The sequence below is a fragment of the Rhizobium leguminosarum bv. viciae genome, assembly GCF_012276115.1.
GTDB lineage: Bacteria > Pseudomonadota > Alphaproteobacteria > Rhizobiales > Rhizobiaceae > Rhizobium > Rhizobium leguminosarum_T.
On record NZ_WIEU01000010.1, the window covers coordinates 139893 to 161623 of the forward strand.

The following is a 21731-nucleotide window of genomic DNA, read 5'->3' on the forward strand; positions in this document are numbered from 1 at the left end:
CCCCGGATCAGGTGATCACGGTCGGCGCATCGCGTCCCGTGCGTTCACGAATGCTGGCAATGCTTTCGGCGGCCGCGATCAGATCGGCGAGCGCTTCCTGCGTTTCGATGTTGTGGCGAGTCGAATCCGGCTCGTAACGCTCGATATAGACACGCAAGGTTGCGCCAGACGTGCCGGTGCCGGACAGGCGGAAGACGACGCGGGAGCCGCCCTCGAAGAGCACACGGACACCTTGATGCTCGCTCACCGATTTGTCGATCGGATCGTGGTAGGCGAAGTCGTCGGCCTTCTCCACCTTCAGGCTGCCGAAGCTCTTGCCGGGCAGAGTGGGAAGCTGGCTGCGGAGATTGTCCACCAGGCCGTTCGCCGCATCGGTGTCGAGGCCTTCGTAATCATGGCGCGAATAATAATTGCGACCGTAGGTCTGCCAGTGCTGGGTGACGATATCGGCGACGCTCTCGCCGCGCACGGCAAGAATGTTCAGCCATAGCAGCACGGCCCAGAGGCCATCCTTTTCGCGAACGTGACTGGAACCGGTGCCAGAGCTTTCCTCACCGCAGATCGTCGCCATGCCGGCGTCGAGCAGGTTGCCGAAGAACTTCCAGCCGGTCGGCGTCTCGTACATGCCGATGCCGCGCTTTTCGGCGACGCGGTCGGCAGCACCCGATGTCGGCATCGAACGGGCGATGCCGGCAAGGCCGCCGGAATAGCCGGGGGCGAGATTGGCGTTGGCGGCAAGGATCGCCAGGCTGTCGGAAGGCGTGACGAAGATGCCGCGGCCGATGATCAGGTTGCGGTCGCCGTCGCCGTCGGAAGCGGCGCCGAAATCGGGCGCGTCATCGCCCATCATCTCATCGAAGAGTTCCTTGCAGTGCACCGGATTCGGGTCCGGATGATGGCCGCCGAAATCCGGCAGCGGCATGAAATTGCGCACCGAACCCGAGGGAGCGCCGAGACGATTTTCGAAGATTTCCTTGGCATAGGGACCGGTGACGGCGCTCATCCCGTCGAAGGCAATGCGGAAGCCGAGGCTGATCAGATTGCGGATGGCGCCGAAATCGAACAGCTCTTCCATCAGCGCGGCATAGTCCTCGACCGGGTCGATGACCGAGAGGATCGTGCCGCCGGGAAGCTCGTCCTTGCCGATGCGGTCGAGATTGACGTCGGCGAAATCGGCGATCTTGTAGCTGTCGATCGTCTTGGAGCGCGCATAGATCGCGTCGGTGATCTTTTCCGGCGCCGGGCCGCCATTGTTGATGTTGTATTTGATGCCGAAGTCTTCGGTCGGGCCCCCGGGATTGTGGCTGGCGGAGAGGATGATGCCGCCAAAAGCCTTGTATTTGCGGATGATGTGGGAAGCGGCTGGCGTCGACAGGATACCGCCCTTGCCGACCATGACCTTGCCGAAGCCATTGGCCGCGGCCATCTTGACCGCCTTCTGAATGACCTCGCGATTGTAGTAGCGTCCGTCGCCCCCGATGACGAGGCACTTGCCCTGATAGCCTTCCAGCGAATCGAAGATCGACTGGATGAAGTTCTCCGCATAGTTCGGCTGCTGGAAGACCGGAACCTTCTTGCGCAGGCCCGACGTGCCGGGTTTCTGGTCCAGATAGGGCGTGGTGGGGACGGACTTGATCATTTTAGGTCACATGCCTTTCGAGACGAGGCTTGAATAGAGGGCAGCGTAGCGTTCGGCGCTCTTCTCCCAGGAGACATCCGATTTCATGCCCTGCTTTTGCAATTGGGTCCAGAGTTTTCGGTCCTGATAAAAATGCATCGCACGGCGGATTGCCTGTAGCATGCCTGTTTCGGTCACGGGGGCAAATTGTATGCCGGTTGCGACTTTCGCTGCAAGTGCGGCGTGATTGGCGTCGATCACGGTGTCGTTCAACCCGCCGGTGCGGGCGACGATCGGCACGCAGCCGTAACGCAGGCCGTAAAGCTGGGTCAGGCCGCAGGGTTCGAAGCGCGACGGGATGATGATCGCATCGCAGCCGGCCTGCATCAGGTGCGACATTGGCTCGTTATAACCGATCGAAACGCCGATGCGGCCGGGGTGGCGGCTGGCGGAGGCGAGCAGCGCGCCTTCAAGGGCGGCTTCGCCGGAGCCGAGCACGACGAGCTTGCCGCCCATGGCGACGATTTCATCGGCGACGTTGGCGACGATATCCATGCCCTTCTGCCAGGTGAGACGGCTGATGACGCAGAAGATCGGGGCGTCGTCATTGTCGAGATGGAAGAATTCGGCGATCGAGCGACGGTTCTCCTCGCGGTTCTTCAGCGTCGTCGGGCCATAATGGGTGTGGACGACAGGATCGGTCGCCGGGTTCCAGATATCGGTGTCGATGCCGTTGACGATGCCGTGCAGATCGTCGATGCGGCTGGCTATGACGCCCTCGAGCCCCATGCCGAATTCCGACGTCAGGATCTCATCGGCATATGTCGGGCTGACCGTCGTGATCGCATGGGCGGTCTTCAGGCCGCCCTTGAGGAAGCCGACGGTGCCGTAATATTCGATGCTTTCGGTGGCGAAGGCATGGGCAGGCAGGCGCAAGCCGGGAAAGATCTCGGAACCGAACTGGCCCTGGAAGGCGATGTTGTGGATGGTCAGCACGCTCGGCAGTTCCGGCGTCGGATAATAGCGCATATAAACCGACGTCAGGGCCGCCTGCCAGTCGTGAGTGTGGACGAGATCCGGCCGCCAGCCGGGCAGCAGGCCGGCGGCGATCTCGGAGGCGGCGAGCGACAGGGCGGCGAAACGGCGCCAGTTGTCGGGATAGTCCTTGCCGAGCGGATCGAGATAGGGCCCGCCCGGCCTGTCATAATAGGCCGGCGCATCGAGGATGAGCAGATCGAGCCCCTCGTGCTGGACCTCGAGCACGGTCGCCCGCTCACCGAGCAGGTCGGGGAATTCGAGCCTGACGACCGGGTCGCGAATGACCTTCATGACGGCGGGATAGCCGGGCAGAAGGGTCTTGGTCTCGACCCCGAAGGCTTTCAGAGTAATCGGCAGGGCGCCGGACACATCGGCCAGACCCCCTGTCTTGATCAAAGGGAAGACTTCGGACGAAACCGAAAGAACTTTCATAAGTCAGATATCCAGCTTGTCGATCATCGGTTGCGTGATCAGGCAGATGCCGCTTTCCGTCCGCCGGAAGCGCTTGGCATCGAGCTCAGGATCCTCGCCGACGACCAGGCCTTCCGGAATGACGACACCATGGTCGATCACCACATTCTTGAGCTGCGCGCGCCGTCCGATCTTCACGTTCGGCAGAATGACCGCCCCTTCCATCTTGGAGAAGGAATTGGCCCTGACACCGGTGAAGAGCAGGCTGTTGTTGAGCATGGCGCCAGAGATGATGCAGTCGCCTGACACAACGGAGGAGGTGGCCGAGCCGCGGCGATCCTCGTCGTCATGGACGAATTTCGCCGGCGGAGTGATCTCGGCATAGGTCCAGATCGGCCAGGACTTGTCGTAGATGTCGAGCTCCGGAACGATCGCTGTCAGATCGATATTGGCCTGCCAATAGGCATCGATCGTACCGACGTCGCGCCAATAGGGCTCGTGCTCGAAATCGGAACGGACGCAGGACTTGGCGAAGCGGTGGGCAACAGCCTTACCGTTCTTGACGATATAGGGGATGATGTCCTTGCCGAAGTCGCGGCTCGAGGTCGGATCGGCGGCGTCCCGGCGCAGCGCATCGAGCAGGAACTTGGTGTGGAAGACGTAGATGCCCATCGAGGCGAGGGCGAAATCCGGCTTGTCGGGAATGGGCGGCGGATCGGCCGGTTTCTCGACGAAGGCGATGATCTCGTCCTTCTCGTTGACATGCATGACGCCGAAGCCGACCGCTTCCATGCGCGGCACTTCCAGGCAGCCGATGGTAACGTCGGCGCCGGAATCGACGTGCTGCTGCAGCATCCACTCATAGTCCATCTTGTAGACGTGGTCGCCGGCAAGAATGACCATGTATTCGACGCCGTAATCCTGGATGATGTCGATGTTCTGATAGACGGCGTCGGCCGTGCCTTCATACCATTGCGTCTCGGAGACGCGCTGGCTGGCGGGCAGAATATCGAAGCTCTCGTTACGCTCGGGGCGGAAGAAGTTCCAGCCGCGCTGCATGTGGCGGATCAGCGAGTGCGCCTTGTATTGCGTCGCAACGCCAATGCGGCGGATGCCGGAATTCAGGGCGTTCGACAGGGCGAAATCGATGATGCGGGCCTTGCCGCCGAAATAGACGGCCGGCTTGGCACGCCGGTCGGTGAGTTCCTTGAGACGGCTTCCCCTACCGCCCGCCAGAACATAAGCCATTGCATCGCGGGCAAGTGGCTGAACGCGCTTTTCTACCATTTTCTCCTCCCACCAGTCACTAATTTTCAGGTTCAAGCATGATTGTCGCCAAGGGCGGCAAGGTGATCGAGCAGGTGATGTTGCCGCCGGCATCGACGGCCTGCACGCGCCCGCCATTGCCCTTGCCGCTGCCGCCGTAGATGTCGGCATCGGTGTTCAGGATTTCCCGCCAGCGCCCTGCGGACGGCAGGCGGATCGAGTAATTCTCGCGATAGACGGGGGTGAAATTGGTGATGACGGCGACCGGCTTCTGGCCCGGCGCCTTGCGCAGCCAGGCAAAGACGGAATTCTGGTGGTCGTCGGCGACCAGCCATTCGAAACCTTCGCCCTCGCAGTCACGCTCATGCAGCGCCGGCTTGCTGCGATAGGTGAAATTGAGGTCGCGCACCAGGCGCCGCATTCCCTCGTGCATGCGATACTGAAGCAGGTTCCAGTCGAGGGCTCTCTCTTCGCTCCACTCGCTCCACTGGGCAAATTCCTGGCCCATGAACAGCAGCTTCTTGCCGGGATAGCCCCACATATAGGCGTAGTAGGCGCGCAGATTGGCGAATTTCTGCCAGTCGTCGCCCGGCATCTTGGCGATCAGCGAGCCTTTTCCGTGGACGACTTCGTCATGCGAGAGCGGCAGGACGAAATTTTCCGAATAGGCGTAGAGCAGGCCGAAAGTGAGCTCGTTGTGATGGTGCCCGCGATAGATGGGATCGCGGCTCATGTAGCTCAGCGTGTCGTGCATAAAACCCATGTTCCACTTGAAGCCGAAGCCAAGGCCGCCTTCATGCACGGGCTGTGAGACCTTGGGCCAAGAGGTCGATTCCTCGGCGATGGTCATGACGTTGGAATTTTTGCCGTAGATGCGGATGTTGAGATCCTGCAGAAAACGGACCGCTTCGAGGTTCTCGTTGCCGCCATATTCGTTCGGGATCCATTCGCCGTGCTTGCGCGAATAATCGAGGTAGAGCATCGAGGCGACGGCATCGACACGCAGGCCGTCGAGGTGGAATTTTTCGGCCCAGTAGAGCGCGTTGTTGACAAGATAGGAAACGACCTCGGTGCGGCCGAAATTGTAGATCGCCGTGCTCCAATCCGGGTGGAAGCCCTTGCGCGGGTCTTCGTGTTCGTAGAGCGCGGTGCCGTCGAACCAGCCGAGGCCGTGTTCGTCGGTCGGAAAATGCGCCGGCACCCAGTCGAGGATGACGCCGATGCCGACCTTGTGGCAGCCATTGACGAAACGGGCAAAACCCTCCGGCTCGCCGAAACGCGCGGTCGGCGCGTAGAGGCCGGTCGTCTGGTAACCCCAGGAGGGGTCGTAGGGGTGCTCGGTGATCGGCAGGAATTCGATATGGGTGAAGCCCATATCGGCGCAATAGGGGATGAGGCTGGAGGCGAGCTCGTCCCAGGACAGCATCGTGCCGTCCTGCCGGCGCTGCCAGGAGGCGGCATGCACCTCGTAGATCGAGATTGGCTGGCGGCGCTTGTCGGTCTCGCGCCAGTGCTTCAGATGGGCCTCGTCTTCCCACTCCTGCTCCAGCTCGGCGGCGGTGATCGAGGCGGTCTTCGGCCGCAGCTCGCTGCGGCGCGCGAAGGGATCGGCCTTTAGCGGCAGCAATACGCCGTCCTGGCCACGGATCTCGAACTTGTAGGCAACGCCGATCGGTACATCAGGGGCAAAGATTTCCCAGATGCCGCTGTCGGCACGGAAGCGCATGACGTGGCGGCGGCCGTCCCAATTGTTGAAATCACCGACGACCGAGACGCGCTGCGCGTTCGGCGCCCAGACGGCGAAATGGATGCCCTGGGCGCCGTCATGCTTGATGAGGTGGGCGCCCATCTTGTCGAACAGGCGCAGGTGCGAGCCTTCGCGGGCAAAATAATCGTCCATCGGTCCGAGCACAGGACCGAAGCTGTAGGGATCGGTAACAGCCCATTCGGCATCGCCGCGCCGGGCGCGGTAACGTACCGGCTGGAGCTTTGTGAGGGAAACCGGACCGGCGAAGAAGCCGTCGGCATGGAGCTGCTTCAGTTCGCCGATGACGCCGCCGTCGAGCGTCATGGCGGTCACCTCCTCGGCGCCCGGGATGAAGCACCGGGCGACGAAAGCGTCGCCGGCCTGGTGCACACCGAGGACGGCAAAGGGATTGGAATGCGAGCCGGCAAGGATTGCCGTGATTTCATCTGCCGAAATTTCCCAGGAAAGCTTTACTTCAGGGACGGTTTTCGGCGTTTTCATCCGGCTCTCCAGATTTCGTCTGCATATTGCCTGATCGTACGGTCGGAAGAGAACCAGCCCATCCGCGCCGTATTGTTGATCGTCTTGGTGTACCAGGCGGACTGGTTGGTCCAGATCTGGTCGACCTCGCGCTGGGCCTGGGCGTAGGCGTCGAAATCGGCCGCGACCATGAACCAGTCGTGCGAATAGATGCCGTCGATCAGCGACGTATAGCGGTTGCGGTCATCGGGCGAGAAGACGCCGGAGCCGATGGCGGCAAGCGCCTGGGCGAGTTCGCGCGATCCCTCGATGATGGCGCGCGGATTGTGGCCATCACTGCGGACTTTCGAGACCTCGTCGGCCTTGAGACCGAAGATGACGATGTTGTCCTCGCCGACATTGTCGCGCATCTCGACATTGGCGCCATCGAGCGTGCCGATCGTCAGCGCGCCATTGAGGCCGAACTTCATGTTGCCTGTGCCGGATGCTTCCATGCCGGCGGTCGAGATCTGCTCCGAGAGGTCGGCGGCCGGAACCATGACTTCGGCGAGCGAGACATTGTAGTTCGGGACGAAGACGATCTTCAGCAGGCCGCGTACCGACGGGTCGTTGTTGATCGTGCGGGAGACGTCATTGATCAGCTTGATGATGAGCTTGGCATTGTAATAACTCGGCGCCGCCTTGCCGGCGAAGAGTTTCACGCGCGGCACCCAGTCGAGCTCCGGATGCGAGCGGATCTGGTCGTAGAGCGCGACGGCCTCGATGATATTCAGCAACTGGCGCTTGTATTCGTGGATGCGCTTGATCTGGATGTCGAACATCGCCGATGGATCGAGCTTCACGCCCATGCGGCTGGCGACGAGGTTGGAGAGTGCCACCTTGTTGGCGCGCTTTATCGCTGCGAATTTCTGCTGGAAAGCCGGATCGGAGGAATGCACGTCGAGCGCACGCAGCTTCTCGGCATCATCGAGGAACTCGTCGCCGATCGCTTCGCGGATCAGGCCGGTGAGGCCGGGATTGCACTGCTGCAGCCAACGGCGCGGCGTGATGCCGTTGGTCTTGTTGTTGATGCGGTCGGGATAGAGCTTGTGCAGGTCGGCGAAGACCGTGACCTTCATCAGGTCGGTGTGCAGGGCTGAGACGCCGTTGATCGAATGCGAGCCGACGAAAGCGAGGTTGCCCATGCGCACACGGCGGTCGCCGCTTTCATCGATCAGCGAGATCGAGCGGATTTCCCCATCGGAGAAGTTCTTGCCCTTCCGGGCGTCGATCAGGATCTTGGCATTGATCGCATAGATGATCTGCATGTGGCGCGGCAGCAGGCGCTCGAACAGCGGTACCGCCCAGCTTTCCAGCGCTTCGGGCAGAAGCGTGTGGTTGGTGTAGGAGAAGGTGCGGCGGGTGATGTCCCAGGCCTGGTCGAAATCCATCCCGTGTACGTCGCAGAGCAGACGCACGAGTTCGGCGACCGAGACGGCGGGGTGAGTGTCATTCAGCTGGATCGCCACCTTGTCCGGCAGCGAAGTGAAATCGTCATATTGCTGCAGATGGCGGCGCAGGATGTCCTGCAGCGAGGCCGACGAGAAAAAGAATTCCTGGCGCAGGCGCAGTTCCTGGCCGGCAGGGGTGGCGTCGGCAGGATAGAGAACCCGGGTCAGGCTTTCGGCCTTGTTGCTTTCGCGCAGCGCCCCGATGTGGTCGCCGGCGTTGAAGGCATCGAGCAGGATCGGATCGATCGGCTGCGCCGACCAGAGGCGCAGCGTGTTGACGCGCTTGCCGCGCCAGCCGACGGCCGGCGTGTCGAAGGCAGCGGCGATGACGCGCTCGGCCGGTTTCCAGACGTAGCGCGGCTGGTCGTCATGGGTGGTGATGAATTCAACGGCGCCGCCGAAGCCGATTTCATAGGCGCTTTCGCGGCGCTCGAATTCCCACGGATTGCCGTGGGCGAGCCAGTTTTCCGGCAGCTCCACCTGCCAGCCGTCGGCCAGCTGCTGGCGGAAGAGGCCGTGGACATAGCGGATGCCGTAGCCATAGGCCGGAACCTCGACCGTCGCCATGCTCTCCATAAAACAGGCAGCCAGTCGGCCGAGGCCGCCGTTGCCGAGTGCGGCGTCCGGCTCCAGGCCGGCAATGACGTTGACGTCGACGCCGAGCGAGGCGAGCGCATCGCGCACCTCCTCCATCAGGCCGAGGTTCGAGATGGCGTCGCGCATCAGGCGGCCGATCAGGAATTCGAGTGAAAGATAATAGACGCGCTTGGCGCCAGTCGCATAAACCTCGCGGGTGGAAGCCATCCACTTGTCGATGATGCGGTCGCGCACCACCAGGATGGTCGCCGTCAGCCAGTCATGCGGCTTCGCCACCTTGGCATCCTTGCCGATGCGGTAGGTCAGACGTTCGATAATTTCTTCAGCGAGAATTTCCGGCCTTGAACTGCGAGGGGCGGGGGAGGGGATGATCGGCTTGGAAACAGTGTTCATCGTCAGGTCTCGCCAATTTTAATTTGGTTTCAGGGTGTTATGCCTGATTCAATCGATTTGTCGCTTGCACCAGCGATAGTTTATGCATCGTTACTAAGCACTTGCAACAAAGGATTTGGACAAACGAAAAATTTGCGAAACCTTCATATTCACGCGGGTCAAGGGGGTTGATTTCAATCGCTTTTCCCGATCTGATGCGCCGAACGAGCACAACGAAAAGCCGCTCCGGTTTGTTCCGGTGCGGCTTTTTTCTAAGTTGAACGTTGGGCTGAGCGTTCAGTTGGTCAGCAGTGTGACAGCCTTCGTCGCCTCTTTTGCAATGCTGGTAAAGGACGCCACCAGCTTCTCCATCGTTTCGGCTTCATAATAGTTTCCGCCCGGCGAAGCGCAGTACTGGAGCAACTGCTTGCCCCTGTCCGGTGCCATGAAGGCGACGGTAAAGATCTTGATGCCGGCTGTTTTGGTCGCGTCGCACTGGTTGCGCACGTTCTGGTCGAACGAACTTTGCCATTCGCCTGTGTTGCCGGTCATTTCGCCGTCGGTCATCAGGATGATGTACCGAGATACAATTGTGTTGCCTTTGGCAGCATGCGCCTGAGTCTCAACATCAGAGCCGTCCGAGGCTTTGGCAATAGAAAGAGTTGCCTGTCTCATCGGTTCGGTGGCGTCGGTGCCCCCGCTTGCTGTAATTCCGCTCACATAAGTTGCAGTCGTCGCCGTACCCCAGGCCATACCGCTCATGCTTTTGATCTGGGTCTTTTGCCAATCCTTATAAATCAGACCGTTGTTGTAAGAATAGGCACCCGTGCGTACGAGGCTGTGATCCGGATCGGCGGTGTCCAATGCATCAAAGAGGGCATCGGCAGCCTTTTTGAGCGCGTCGATCTTCGTGACGTAGGTTTTGCAATTCTTACCATTATAAGTCGCGCAGGTAGTCGTCTTTTCGCCCATCGAACCCGATTGGTCGAGGACCAGTTCCATCGAGAGAGCGGTCTTGGTATCGCTGGTGCCGCTCGAAGTCGAAGTCGAGGCGCCGATATTCAGCGTCTTGTAGCCAAGAACGCTCATGAATGGCGTGGCGGCGATCCCATAAGAGGTGGCGACGGTAACTTTATAGCTCTTGCTTGTTGCCGTCGTGCTGACGTCGATGTCGACGCTTGTTCCAGCCTTAATGCTGCTTATGGCGTCGGTGTCGACATGATTGGCCATCTGGCCGCTTACGAAATCTTTGGCTATGGCTTCGGCGTCAGCGGTGGTCGAAGCCGCCCCACTGGCGAGTGCGGTCGCTGCCGCGAGAGCGGCCGAGTCGGTGGCTTCTTGCAGCTCGCGCTTCGAGAGCGCCATGTTCGAATAGTCGATCGCCAGGCCGGCGGCACCGAGCAGGACGGGCATCATGATCGCCGTCATTATGCCGAAATTACCGCCACGGTCGCTGAACATGCGACGCAGGCAGGGATGCAAAAAGGAGGTGTTCATCATGTTCACCCGTATAGGAGGCCCTGTGAGGTGATATGCGCACGCTTCTCCTTTCCTCCGGCCTTACGGCGTCAATACAATTTTAACGAATCGTCGGATTTTTCCAGTTTTGGGATCATTTCAGCGGGATGACGTCGACCGCCTGGACGGCGCGTTGGCCGCCGTAGCTTTTCAATACGCCGATGACGGGAACGACGTCGGAATAGTCCCGGCCATAGGCGACGACGACGTGGTCCGTGCCGGCGGGGATGTTGTTGGTCGGGTCGAGCTCGATCCAGCCGTTCGTCTCACCGCACCAGATCCGCACCCAGGCATGCATGGCGTCTGCGCCTTCCAGCCGTTCCTTGCCAGGCGGCGGGATGGTGCGCAGGAAACCGGAGACGTAGCCGGCCGGAATGCCGAGGCTTCGGAGCGCCAGGATCATCACATGGGTGAAATCCTGGCAGACGCCGCTCTTCAGTTTGAACGCCTCGAGCGGCGTCGTGTCCACCGTCGTCGCGTCGGGGTCGTAGGTGAAGTCCTTGTTGATTCGGGCACAGAGCGCATGGGCGATCTGCATCGCCGTCAGCTCAGGCGTCGCACACCTTCGCGCATAGTCGGCGATCTCGCGCGCTTCGGTGAGGCGCGGACTGTCGCCGAGGAAATGGTGCGGCGAATCCGGCGCCAGCGACCACATGCCTGATATCTCCTCCGGCAGGTCGGCAAGCAGCGGCGAGAAATCGGCGGCAATCGGCTGGCTTTCCACCTGCACGCGGGCCTGCATGCGAATGTCGAGCGTCTCGTGCGGCGCGCGCAGCAGGAAGGAGGTGGCGGGATGATGGAAGAAATCGACGAAGTGCGACTGTTCGTCCGGCGAGGGCGAAATGGTGATCGATCCGGCGATCAGCCGCTGCCGATTGGCCAGCGACAGCGGCATCAGGCGCATGATGTGGCGGGCGCCGGAGGCCGGCGCGTCGTAGCTGTAACCCATGTGGAGGGAGAGATCGTAGAGCACGGCCGTCACCCGAGATAGGTCTGGGCGAGCAGATCGGAGAGCTGCTCCAATTCGCGTTCCAGTCGCTGATAGACCTCGACGCCCATGCCCTCCGGCGTCATCACCGCCAGGCCGGAATGGAGCCGCATCGCCTCGCGGTAGAAGGGCGACATCTGGCCGTTGATCATGGCATTCGGCAGTTGCTCGACCTCATGATGGATCTCATTCACCTGGAAGAGGACCGAACGCGGGTTGAGCGGGTCGAGCGCCAAGAGGTCGGTGACCGTCAGCCGCGCGGTGTTGACGTTATAGCGGCGGCGATGGGTCATGACGCTGTCGCCGATCTCGAGCAGCATGTCGAGCGCGCCGTCAGGCGCTTCCGGGCCGGACATGTGGCCGAGCAGGCGGGTCATGTGCAGGCCGCGTTCGATATAGCGGCCGAGCGAAAGAAACCGCCAGCCGGTGAAGCGGTACATGTTTTCATGCATGAGGCCGGCGAAGCCTGCAAGCTTGCGTAAGAGGATCGTCATCGCGTGGCTGGCGTCGTCACCGGCAGCGACGGTGACGTGGAAGCGGCGCGCGGTCTTGGCGAGATCGTTGAGCGCCAGCCAGCCGTCCGGCGAGAAGCGATCGCGGATGTTGCTGGCCGAAAAGACGGCGCTGTCAATGTTGCGCAGCAGCGTTTCCGGCACGGCGTTGGCAGTATCGATATCGACGGCGGCAAGATAATCGGAGACGTCGGCGAGCAGCGGCTGGCTCGGGTCGGCGGCTTCGGCGAAACGGGCATGCCAGGCGCGCAGGATGCGCAGCGCCCCTTCGGCACGTTCGATGTAACGGCCGAGCCAGAACAGATTGTCGGCCGCCCGGCTGGGCAAGCTGCCCGGCATGTTGCGGGTGAAGCTGCCCTCGGCCGGCAGCAGCGTGTGGCGCTCGACCGGTTTGTCGCTGACGATCCAGACATCGGCCGCCGCTCCGCCCGACTGCATGGCGATCGCCGCGACATCGGCGCCGGAGCCGATGCGGGCAAAACCGCCGGGCATGATCTGCCAGCCGTTTGCCGTGCGGGCGGCGAAGACGCGCAGCGACATCGGCCGCGGCACGAGCTTGCCGTCCACCCAGGCGGGCGTCGTCGACAGCGTGACGACCTCCTGGCCGACGAGCTTCGGGCCGTCCGAACTCAGCCAGTCGGTGATCGAATCCTTGGCGGCCGCACGCAGCGACGAGCCGAGCACGGACTCGCCGTTGTCGTCGAAGAAGGGTGCGCGGGAATAGGCCGGGCCGATCACCATCTTCTCAATGTTCTTCGCCACATGCTCGCGCTCTTCCTCTTGGCCACACCACCAGGTGGCGATCGAGGGCAATTGCAGATCCTCGCCAAGCAGATGGTGACAGATAGTCGGCATGAAGGCGAGAAGCGCCCGGGTTTCAAGAATGCCGGTGCCGAGCGCATTGACGATGGTGAGGCTTTCGGCGCGGAGCGCTTCCACGAGGCCGGGCGTGCCGATATGCGAATTCTGGTTGAGCTCCAGTGGGTCGGCAAAAGCCGAATCGAGACGGCGCCAGAGCACGCCGATCGGCTTCAGGCCGGCGACGGTGCGCACCATGACGCGGCCCTTGACGACAGTCAGGTCCTCGCCTTCGAGCAACATGAAGCCGAGATAGCGGGCGATGTAGGCGTGCTCGTAGTAGGTCTCGTTGGCGGGGCCGGGCGTCAGCACGGCGATACGGTCGTCGCCGGAATGTTTCATACCCTGAAGCGCATCCCGGAAGGCGCCAAAGAAGGAGGCAAGGCGATGGACCGGGGTTTCGGCATAGATATCCGAGAAGGCACGGGTCGTCGCGACGCGGCTTTCCAGCGCGAAACCAGCGCCTGAGGGAGCCTGCGTCCTATCGGCGAGCACCCACCAGTTGCCGTCAGGCCCGCGGCCGATTTCGAAGGCGCAGAAATGCAGATAATGGCCGGATGCCGGCTTGATGCCGGCGAGCGGGCGCTGGAATTCGGGATTGGCGGCGATCAGTGCCGGCGGCAGGAACCCTTCCTCTACCAGCCGGTTGTCGCCGTAGATATCGGCGATGATCGCTTCCAGCAGGTCGGCGCGCTGGACGAGGCCCGCCGACAGCGTCTGCCATTCGCGCTCGTCGATCAGCACCGGGATATGCGAGATCGGCCAGGCTCGCTCGCCGGCGCCCTTGCTGCCATAGGCGCGATAGAAGACGCCGGCATCACGAAGATAGCGGTCGGCGCGGGCGAACCGCTCGGCGAGATCCTTTTCCGGCATTGCGCTCAGATGCGAGAGGAAATTCTGCCAGACGGGGCGGACGGCGCCGTCGTTGTCGACCATTTCATCGGCGGTATCGGGAAGCGGCGCATAGCCGAAGGCCGCATTCTTGACGATGCGGTCCTCTGCCTCTTCCCTGCGCTCCACTGCCGGCTTCTTGCCCATCAAAACTTAAGCCTCAAACCCTCGGCCTCAAACCCCGGCGGGCCGCCTCAGATCCAGCGTCAGCGGAAATTCCGGCGAACCCGTCTCGACGCGCGGAATGTATCCGCCCGCCGTATGCCCCCACGGCTCGAACCGGGTGAGTCGTCTTGCTTCCGCCTCGTTACCGTTGACCGGGAAGGTGTCATAGGTCCGGCCACCCGGATGAGCAACATGATAGATGCAGCCGCCGATCGAACGCTTCGACCATGTATCATAAATGTCAAAAGTCAAAGGTGTGTTGATCGGCAGGACGGGGTGCAGGCCCGAGGCCGGCTGCCACGCCTTGTAGCGGACGCCGGCAACCGACACGCCCGATGTACCGGTCGGCGTCAGCGGCAAGGTGCGGCCATTGCAGGTTACGGTATAACGCGAGGCATTGCCGGTTTCGAGCCGCACCTGAAGGCGTTCGACGGAGCTGTCGACGTAGCGGGCAGTGCCGCCCGGCGCGCCTTCCTCGCCCATGACGTGCCAAGGCTCCAAGGCCTGGCGCAGCTCCAGCTTAGAACCCTCGTATTCGACCTCGCCGCAGAAGGGGAAGCGGAATTCGAGCTGGGCCTTGAACCATTCCGGGCTGACGTCGAAGCCGTTTTCGCGAAGATCGGCGAGCACGTCGAGGAAGTCGGCCCAGACGAAATGCGGCAGCATGAAACGGTCGTGCAGGGTCGTGCCCCAGCGGACGAACTTGCCGTCGACGGGATTGACCCAGAAACGGGCGATCAGCGCGCGCACCAGCAATTGCTGGGCAAGCGACATGCGCGCGTTCGGCGGCATCTCGAAACCGCGGAACTCGATGAGGCCGAGCCGTCCTGTCGGGCCGTCGGGCGAGAACAGCTTGTCGATGCAGATCTCGGCGCGGTGGGTGTTGCCGGTGACGTCGGTCAGAAGATTGCGGAACAGGCGGTCGACGAGCCAGGGCAGCGGTTGCTGGCCACGGCCGGGGGCTCCGATCTGCGCCATGGCGATCTCCAGCTCGTAGAGGCTGTCGTGACGAGCCTCGTCGATACGCGGCGCCTGGCTGGTCGGGCCGATGAACATGCCGGAGAAGAGGTAGGAGAGCGAGGGGTGACGCTGCCAGTGGAGGATCACGCTTTTCAGGAGGTCGGGACGGCGCAGGAAGGGGCTGTTGTTCGGATTGGCCGCGCCTACGACGACATGGTTGCCGCCGCCGGTGCCGGTATGACGGCCGTCGATCATGAACTTGTCGGCGCCGAGCCGGGTGGCGCGGGCCTCCTCGTAGATCGCCGTGGTGATGTCGACGCAGTCCTTCCAGTTCGAAGCCGGATGAATATTGACCTCGATGACGCCGGGATCCGGGGCGACGCGGATGACGTTGATGCGTTCATCCTGCGGCGGCGGATAACCTTCGATATGGACGGGAAGCTTGAGCTCGGCGGCGGCGTTTTCGGCGGCGGCGATCAGCTCGAGATAATCCTCGATGCGCTCCACCGGCGGCATGAAGATGCAGAGCCTGCCGTCGCGCGGCTCGACCGACATGGCGGTGCGTACGGCGCCGCGAAGCTCGCCGAGCGTCTGTTCGACCCGGCCGCGATTGCTCTCGTCGGCATGGAAGGAGGCTTCCGGCATGGCCCGGCCGGCCGGTACGAAGACATCAGGCAGCGGTCCCCGCGGGATCGTCGGATCGGCGGGGTGGATATAGGGGTAACGCGCCGGGGGAACATAGGGCAGCGTGCCGAGCGGCAGGCGATATCCAATCGGACTGTCGCCCGGGACGAGGAAGATCTTGCCGCGGCGGGTGCGCCATTTCTCGCTGACCCAGACCCGTGTTTCGGCTGCTTTGGCGTTCCATGCCTGAACCGGAAGGACGTAACCGGTCGGGGTCGTGAGGCCGCGGGCGAAGACGCGGGCGATGCGGCTGCGCTCCTCGGGATCCTTCAGCTTCGAATTGGACGGATCGACATTTTCGGGAAGGCTGCCTTCCTTGATGATCCAGTCGGCCGGATCCTCATAGGCCGGCTGCACCATGTCAGGCTTGATCGCCAGCTCCTTTGCGATTGCCGTCAGGAGCTTTTCGGCATCCTCGGCTTTGACGCCGGTATCCTTGCCTTCGGCGGCGACCAGATCGAGGTTCTGCCAGACCGGCTTGCCGTCGCGGCGCCAGTAGAGCGAGAAGGTCCAGCGCGGGAGGCTTTCGCCCGGATACCATTTGCCCTGGCCGTAATGCAGGAAACCGCCGGGGGCGAAGCGTTCTTGCAACTTGCGGATCAGGATGTCGGCCTTTTCGCGCTTGGTCGGGCCGACCGCGGCGGTGTTCCACTCCTCGGACTGGAAATCGTCGATCGAAACGAAGGTCGGTTCGCCGCCCATCGTCAGATGCACGTCCTCGGCTTCGAGGATACGATCGACTTTCTCGCCGAGTTCGTTGAGCTCCTCCCAGCTTTCATCGGAAAAGGGCTTGGTGATGCGCGGGTGCTCGGCAACGCGCGAGACCTTCATGTCGAAGGCGAATTCGGTTTCGGCCTCGCCAAAATAACCGCCGGAGATCGGAGCGGCGTTGCGATAATGCGGCGTGGCGGCAAGCGGGATGTGGCTTTCGCCGGTCAGCAGGCCGGACGTCGGATCGAGGCCGACCCAGCCGGCGCCAGGCAGATAGACCTCAGCCCAGGCATGCAGGTCGGTGAAATCGACTTCGGTGCCGGAAGGGCCGTCAAGCGCCTTCAGGTCCGGCGTCAGCTGGATGAGGTAGCCGGAGACGAAGCGGGCGGCGAGACCGAGATGGCGCAGGATCTGGACGAGCAGCCAGCTGGTGTCGCGGCAGGAACCCTTGGCGCTTTCCAGCGTCTCCTCCGGCGTCTGCACGCCGGTTTCCATGCGGATGACATAGCCGATCTGTCGCTGCAGACGGGCATTCAGGCCGACGATCATATCGACTGTCGGCTGGTCGGGCGACCAGTCGAGCGTCGGCAGCAGCGCCTTGAGGCGCGGACCGGCCGGCTCCGGCGTCATGTAGATCGACAGATCCTCCTGGATCGTTTCAGGGTATCCGAAGGGCCACTTGGTTGCCTCTTCCTCGACGAAGAAGTCGAAGGGATTATAGACCGTCATGTCGGCGACGAGATCGACCTCGATCTTGAACTCCGTCACCGGGTCCGGAAAGACGTAGCGGGCAAGGTAATTGCCGTATGGATCCTGCTGCAGGTTGACGAAATGGTTGGAGGGCGTGACCTTCAGCGAGTGGCTGAGCACCCGTGTCTTCGAATGCGAGGCAGGTTTCAGCCGGATGATCTGTGGGCCGAGGCGGATCGGCTTGTCATAGGTATAATGCGTCAGATGATAGATGCTGGCTTTGATCGACATATTTCTCTTTTTATCCGGCTCGCATCGTCGTGCGGCTTGCTGTTCCCGAAAATCAGTGTGTGCAATGCAGCGAAAGAAAGCAAGGCGGAAAGGTCGACGGCTCTTACGCTGCCTTGGTAAAGGTAACCGCCGCCCTCAGGCCCTTCCCGCCCGTGCCCGGCTCCAGCGTCAGCGCGGCATTGAAAAGATTGGCGATTTCTTCGACGATCGGCAGACCGAGACCGGCACCGGGCGCACTGGACTCATTGCCGCGCGAAAAGCGCCGGCGCACCGCCTCCAGCTTTTCGGGCGGGATGCCGGGACCGTTGTCCTCGATTTCGAGGCGGATCGTCTCTGACGCGGCGATGATACGGACGGTGACCTCAGCTCCGTTGCCGGCATAGGCGATGGCATTGCCGGCAAGGTTGCGCAGCATTTCGCCGATTAACAGCGGCTCGGCGCGGACCATCGCCGGGCTCTCGCCCTCGAAGCCGAGATCGATGCCGGCGACGGCGGCCGTCGGGATCTGCTCGCCGGTGATTTCCTGGGCGATGGCGGCGAGATCGATGGCGGAGGCGGTGAGCGCCTCCTTGGCGGTGGCGGCGTCGATCTTGGCCATCAGGAGAAGCTGGGCAAGGATGCGCTCGGCATGCGCTACCGCCTGGTCGCCCTTCAGTGCTGCCGCCTGCGCCTCATCAAGCGAGCCGGCACGGGCGGAAAGGGCAAGCTGGGTGCGGATGATCGCCAGCGGGGTGCGTAGCTGATGGCTGGCATTGCCGGTGAAATGGCGGAGTGCATCGAGCGCCGATTGCAGGCGGACCATGAAGGAGTTCACCGTATCGACCAGTGGCTCGACCTCGCTCGGCACGGTCTGCTTGATAGGATGCAGGTCATCGGGGCTGCGTTCGCCGATGGCGTCGCCGAGCTTGTAGAGCGGGCGGAGCGCCACCGTGACCGAGATCCAGACGATGACGGCGGCGCCTGCGATCATGAAGGCGAGACGGAGTGCGGAGCGGACGAGGATCGCCTGCGCCAGCTGTCGGCGGGCGATGGTGGTTTCGGCGACCGTCACCACGAAGGGCACCGAGCGGATGCCCGTCGAGGCCGAGCGTTCGAGTGTGGCGATGCGGATCGGTTCGCCGCGGAAGCTATCGTCGGCGAAGGCGGCGGCATCGCCCGGCGTCTTCTCGAGGACCGGCAGGGACTGGTAGCCGGTGATGAATTGGCCCGGCGGGCCGTCGACGCGGTAGAAGACGCGATCCTGCGCGGCCGAGGTCAGCATCTCCAATGCGACATAGGGGATATCGACCTGCAGCGTGCCGTCCTCGGCGACGACGACGCGCTCGGCGATCGCCAGCGCGGAACCGGCGAGCACGCGGTCGGAGACGATATTGGAGGTCTGGACCGCCTCGCGATAGGTATCGGCAAGTGCCAGCGTGCCGATGACGGCGGTGGAGACGAGCAGCCAGAAGAGCAGCCGGCGCCTAAGGGAATAGGCGGCTTTCATGAGGCCTCGGGCAGCTTGTCGAGATAATAACCGATGCCGCGGGCGGTCTTGACGGTCAGGCCGTGCGGCGACAGGCGCTTACGCAGGCGGCTGACATATTGCTCGATGGCATTTGCGGAAATGTCGTCGTCGAAGGCCGTCAGCGATTGAATGATCGCCTCCTTGGCGACGACCTTGCCGGCCCGCATGAAGAGGATTTCGAGCAGGCCGAGCTCGCGGGCGGGAATATCGAGCGGCGTGGCACCTGATGAAAAGGTGCGGGAATTGAGATCGAAGGAGATGCCGCCGAAGCCGACGGTCGCCGAGCGCAGTCCGGCTTGGCGGCGCAGCAGCACGCGCACGCGGGCCTCGAATTCGGCGATATCGAAGGGCTTGATCAGATAATCGTCGGCGCCGAGATCGAGCCCCTTCACCCGCTCTTCCGGCGTGCCGCGCGCGGTCAGGATGAGGACGGCGGCCTGGTTCTGCCGGGCGCGCATGGCGCGCAGCACGTCGAGACCGTCCATCTCTGGCAGGTTGAGGTCGAGGATCACCAGATCGAAATTTTCCGCTGCGATGACCGCATTGGCAGACGCCCCGTCATGGACGACATCGACGGCATGGCCCGTGCCGCGCAAGATCGCCGACAGGCCGTCTGCCAGCGCGATATTGTCTTCGGTGAGCAGGATGCGCACGGATGTTTCCCCTGTTTTTCAAGGGAGATTACAGAGATGAAGCAGGGATGTCACAGCGATTTTCAAGCTTACAGCGCCGCGCGTCCTTCAGACGCGCAAAGGACGCTGTAACACTTTGAATCCACGCATCGTGCTTTCCGAAAATCGATTCCGATTTTCGGGCCGATGCGCCGGCGAACGGCCGGGAAAAGTTCGACCTCAGCTCCCGGTCCTTTCGATCCGCTCGCGCTGCATCATTGCGGCGGCGAGCAGCTTCCGGAAGCGGGGGTCGTCGCGGATGTTGTCGAGATCGGAATCATTGTCGAACCATTTGATATGGTAGACGGAGCTGTTCGGCAGCAGCTTCTCCAGCAGATCGATCGCCTGATCGACGTCGCCGAGGACGGAGTAGACGCAGGCGAGATTATACTGCGCGACGATGTCGTCCGGATCGATGGCGATCGCACGGGCCGCCCAGTCGCGTGCCCTTGCCGCGTCGCCGAGATGGGCAAGCGCCAGCGCGCCGCGATGGGCGGGGCCTGAATTTTCCGGGTTGACGTTCAAGGCCCGTTCGGCGCGCAGCAGGCCGAGGCGCGCCCAGTTTTCCGTATCCAGCACCCGGCCGAGCGAGCGGTAGGCGGACATCAGGTGGATCGGCGAAACGTAATCATCAGAGCGGATTGCGGCGGCGCGGGTGAAATATTGCACGGATTCGGCGAAGTTGCCGCGCATGAAGAAGAACCGGGCATAGTGGAAATTTGCTTCGAAGAGGTTCGGGTCGAGCGCCAGGGCACGTTCGAACGCCGCCGCCGCCCTATCGTCGTAGCCGCTCTGATGCAAAGCGAGACCATGGGAGGCGTGGGCCTCCGGGAGGTCGGGATCAAGCGCCAGGGCGCGGGCGCTCATCTCGAGGATGCGCCTCAGCGGCACGTCGTCAGGCGCCCAGTCACGGATCGCCGCGTCGCAATCGGCGATGCCGGCATAGGCGCGGGCATAATCCGGATCGAGCTCGACCGCCTTGCAGAACATGCGCCTTGCGAGCTGGAGATAGGATTTGGTCCAGGTGTGGGAGAGCTGACGGCCCCTGAGATAATAGGTATAGGCCTCGGCATTGGCGGTCGGCTCGTTGGCGATCGCCTTCTTCTCTTCCGGCAGTAGACGCACTTTCAACTGGCCGACGATCGCATGGGTGATCTCGTCCTGGATGGCGAAGATGTCGGTCATGTCGCGGTCGTAACGCTCGGCCCAGAGATGGTCGCCATTGGCGGTGTCGATCAGCTGACCGGAAATGCGCACGCGATTGCCGACGATGCGCACGCTTCCCTCGAGCACGTAGCGCACGCCAAGCTCCTGAGCAAGCCGCTTCACCTTCACCGATATGCCCTTGTAGGTGAAGATGGTGTTGCGCGGCACGACGTGCAGGCTGGAAATCTTGGAGAGATCGGTGATGATGTCTTCGGTGATGCCGTCGGAGAAATAATCCTGGTCGGCATCGCCGCTCATATTGGTGAAGGGCAGCACCGCGATGAAGCAGGTGTTGCGGTTCTGCGCGACCAATCTGGCGGAGGAAGGCGGCGCCAAGCTGACGGTATAGACCTGAACGGGCTGCCGGATGTTCTTCAGCATATGCTCGCCGATAAATTCGAAGCCGAGATTGAGGCGCGAGCCGACCTGATCGCGCACCGAGGCCGACACGGCGATGCCGCCCGGCGCTGCAATGCGCTCGAGCCTAGCGGCGAGATTGACCCCATCTCCGAATATGTCGCCGTTCTCGACCACGACGTCGCCGAGATTGATGCCGATACGGAACTCGACGCGTTCGTCCTTGGGCACGTTCTCGTTGCGGGCCGCCATGCTGCGCTGGATTTCGGCAGCGCAGGCGACCGCGTTCACCACGCTCTGGAATTCGGCAAGGATGCCGTCGCCGGTGAGTTTGACGATCCGGCCCTTGTAGTCCGAAATACGAATGTCGACCAGTTCGCAGCGATGGCGGTTCAGCGCCTGCAACGTCCCGGATTCATCGATGCCCATCAGTCGGCTGTAGCCGACGACGTCTGCAGCAAGAATAGCGCTCAGTCGTCGTTCCATGACCCCTCCATGGATCTTCACAGTTTAGTCTAGCTTTTTATAGAGTTTTTGTCGCGTAGAGTCGTCCCCCGAATAATAGATTCGGGCGGTCTCGACATTTTTGCGCGGCAGCGCGACCATATAACGTCGCCGATCTTCATCAATACTCTAAATGGGTGAAGGGCGGCGTCAGCCCATAATCCTTTGTGATGAAAGGACAATTCACATCCGAGAAAAC

At 62.3% G+C, this 21731-nt stretch carries 12 protein-coding genes; all 12 read right to left on the bottom strand.

Annotated elements, in window-relative coordinates:
* Nucleotides 1–7: 7 nt before the first annotated feature.
* Nucleotides 8–1639 carry an alpha-D-glucose phosphate-specific phosphoglucomutase gene (locus GFM02_RS18910; RefSeq protein ID WP_029871878.1) on the bottom strand — a complete coding sequence of 544 codons (1632 nt, stop codon included), beginning with the start codon at nt 1637–1639 and terminating at the stop codon, nt 8–10.
* Between the two features lie 6 nt (nt 1640–1645).
* Complete coding sequence (glgA, locus tag GFM02_RS18915; protein WP_168322414.1) at nt 1646–3088, bottom strand: glycogen synthase GlgA; 1443 nt, start codon at nt 3086–3088, stop codon at nt 1646–1648.
* A 3-nt stretch (nt 3089–3091) separates the two neighbouring features.
* Nucleotides 3092–4354 carry a glucose-1-phosphate adenylyltransferase gene (gene glgC, locus GFM02_RS18920; RefSeq protein ID WP_020051642.1) on the bottom strand — a complete coding sequence of 421 codons (1263 nt, stop codon included), beginning with the start codon at nt 4352–4354 and terminating at the stop codon, nt 3092–3094.
* A gap of 19 nt (nt 4355–4373) precedes the next feature.
* Entirely contained in the window at nt 4374–6581 is a 2208-nt protein-coding gene (gene glgB, locus GFM02_RS18925) for a 1,4-alpha-glucan branching protein GlgB (RefSeq protein ID WP_168322415.1), read from the bottom strand.
* Complete coding sequence (locus GFM02_RS18930; protein WP_003542904.1) at nt 6578–9040, bottom strand: glycogen/starch/alpha-glucan phosphorylase; 2463 nt, start codon at nt 9038–9040, stop codon at nt 6578–6580. The genes glgB and GFM02_RS18930 overlap by 4 nt, the downstream gene beginning before the upstream one ends.
* A 276-nt stretch (nt 9041–9316) precedes the next feature.
* Nucleotides 9317–10516 carry a vWA domain-containing protein gene (locus GFM02_RS18935; protein WP_168271028.1) on the bottom strand — a complete coding sequence of 400 codons (1200 nt, stop codon included), beginning with the start codon at nt 10514–10516 and terminating at the stop codon, nt 9317–9319.
* A 115-nt stretch (nt 10517–10631) separates the two neighbouring features.
* Nucleotides 10632–11519: a transglutaminase family protein gene (locus GFM02_RS18940; RefSeq protein ID WP_168271027.1), complete on the bottom strand. Its 888-nt coding sequence runs from the start codon at nt 11517–11519 to the stop codon at nt 10632–10634.
* Nucleotides 11516–13933: a circularly permuted type 2 ATP-grasp protein gene (locus GFM02_RS18945; RefSeq protein WP_168271026.1), complete on the bottom strand. Its 2418-nt coding sequence runs from the start codon at nt 13931–13933 to the stop codon at nt 11516–11518. Before GFM02_RS18945 ends, GFM02_RS18940 begins: the two co-directional genes overlap by 4 nt.
* 27 nt (nt 13934–13960) lie before the next feature.
* Complete coding sequence (locus GFM02_RS18950) at nt 13961–17287, bottom strand: DUF2126 domain-containing protein (RefSeq protein ID WP_168271025.1); 3327 nt, start codon at nt 17285–17287, stop codon at nt 13961–13963.
* Between the two features lie 103 nt (nt 17288–17390).
* Nucleotides 17391–18773, bottom strand: a complete 1383-nt coding sequence (locus GFM02_RS18955; RefSeq protein ID WP_168271024.1) for a sensor histidine kinase — start codon at nt 18771–18773, stop codon at nt 17391–17393.
* Nucleotides 18770–19447, bottom strand: a complete 678-nt coding sequence (locus tag GFM02_RS18960) for a response regulator (protein WP_003542898.1) — start codon at nt 19445–19447, stop codon at nt 18770–18772. Before GFM02_RS18960 ends, GFM02_RS18955 begins: the two co-directional genes overlap by 4 nt.
* Nucleotides 19448–19645: 198 nt before the next feature.
* Nucleotides 19646–21514, bottom strand: coding sequence for an adenylate/guanylate cyclase domain-containing protein (locus GFM02_RS18965; protein WP_168303190.1), 1869 nt, complete (start codon nt 21512–21514; stop codon nt 19646–19648).
* Nucleotides 21515–21731: the final 217 nt, after the last annotated feature.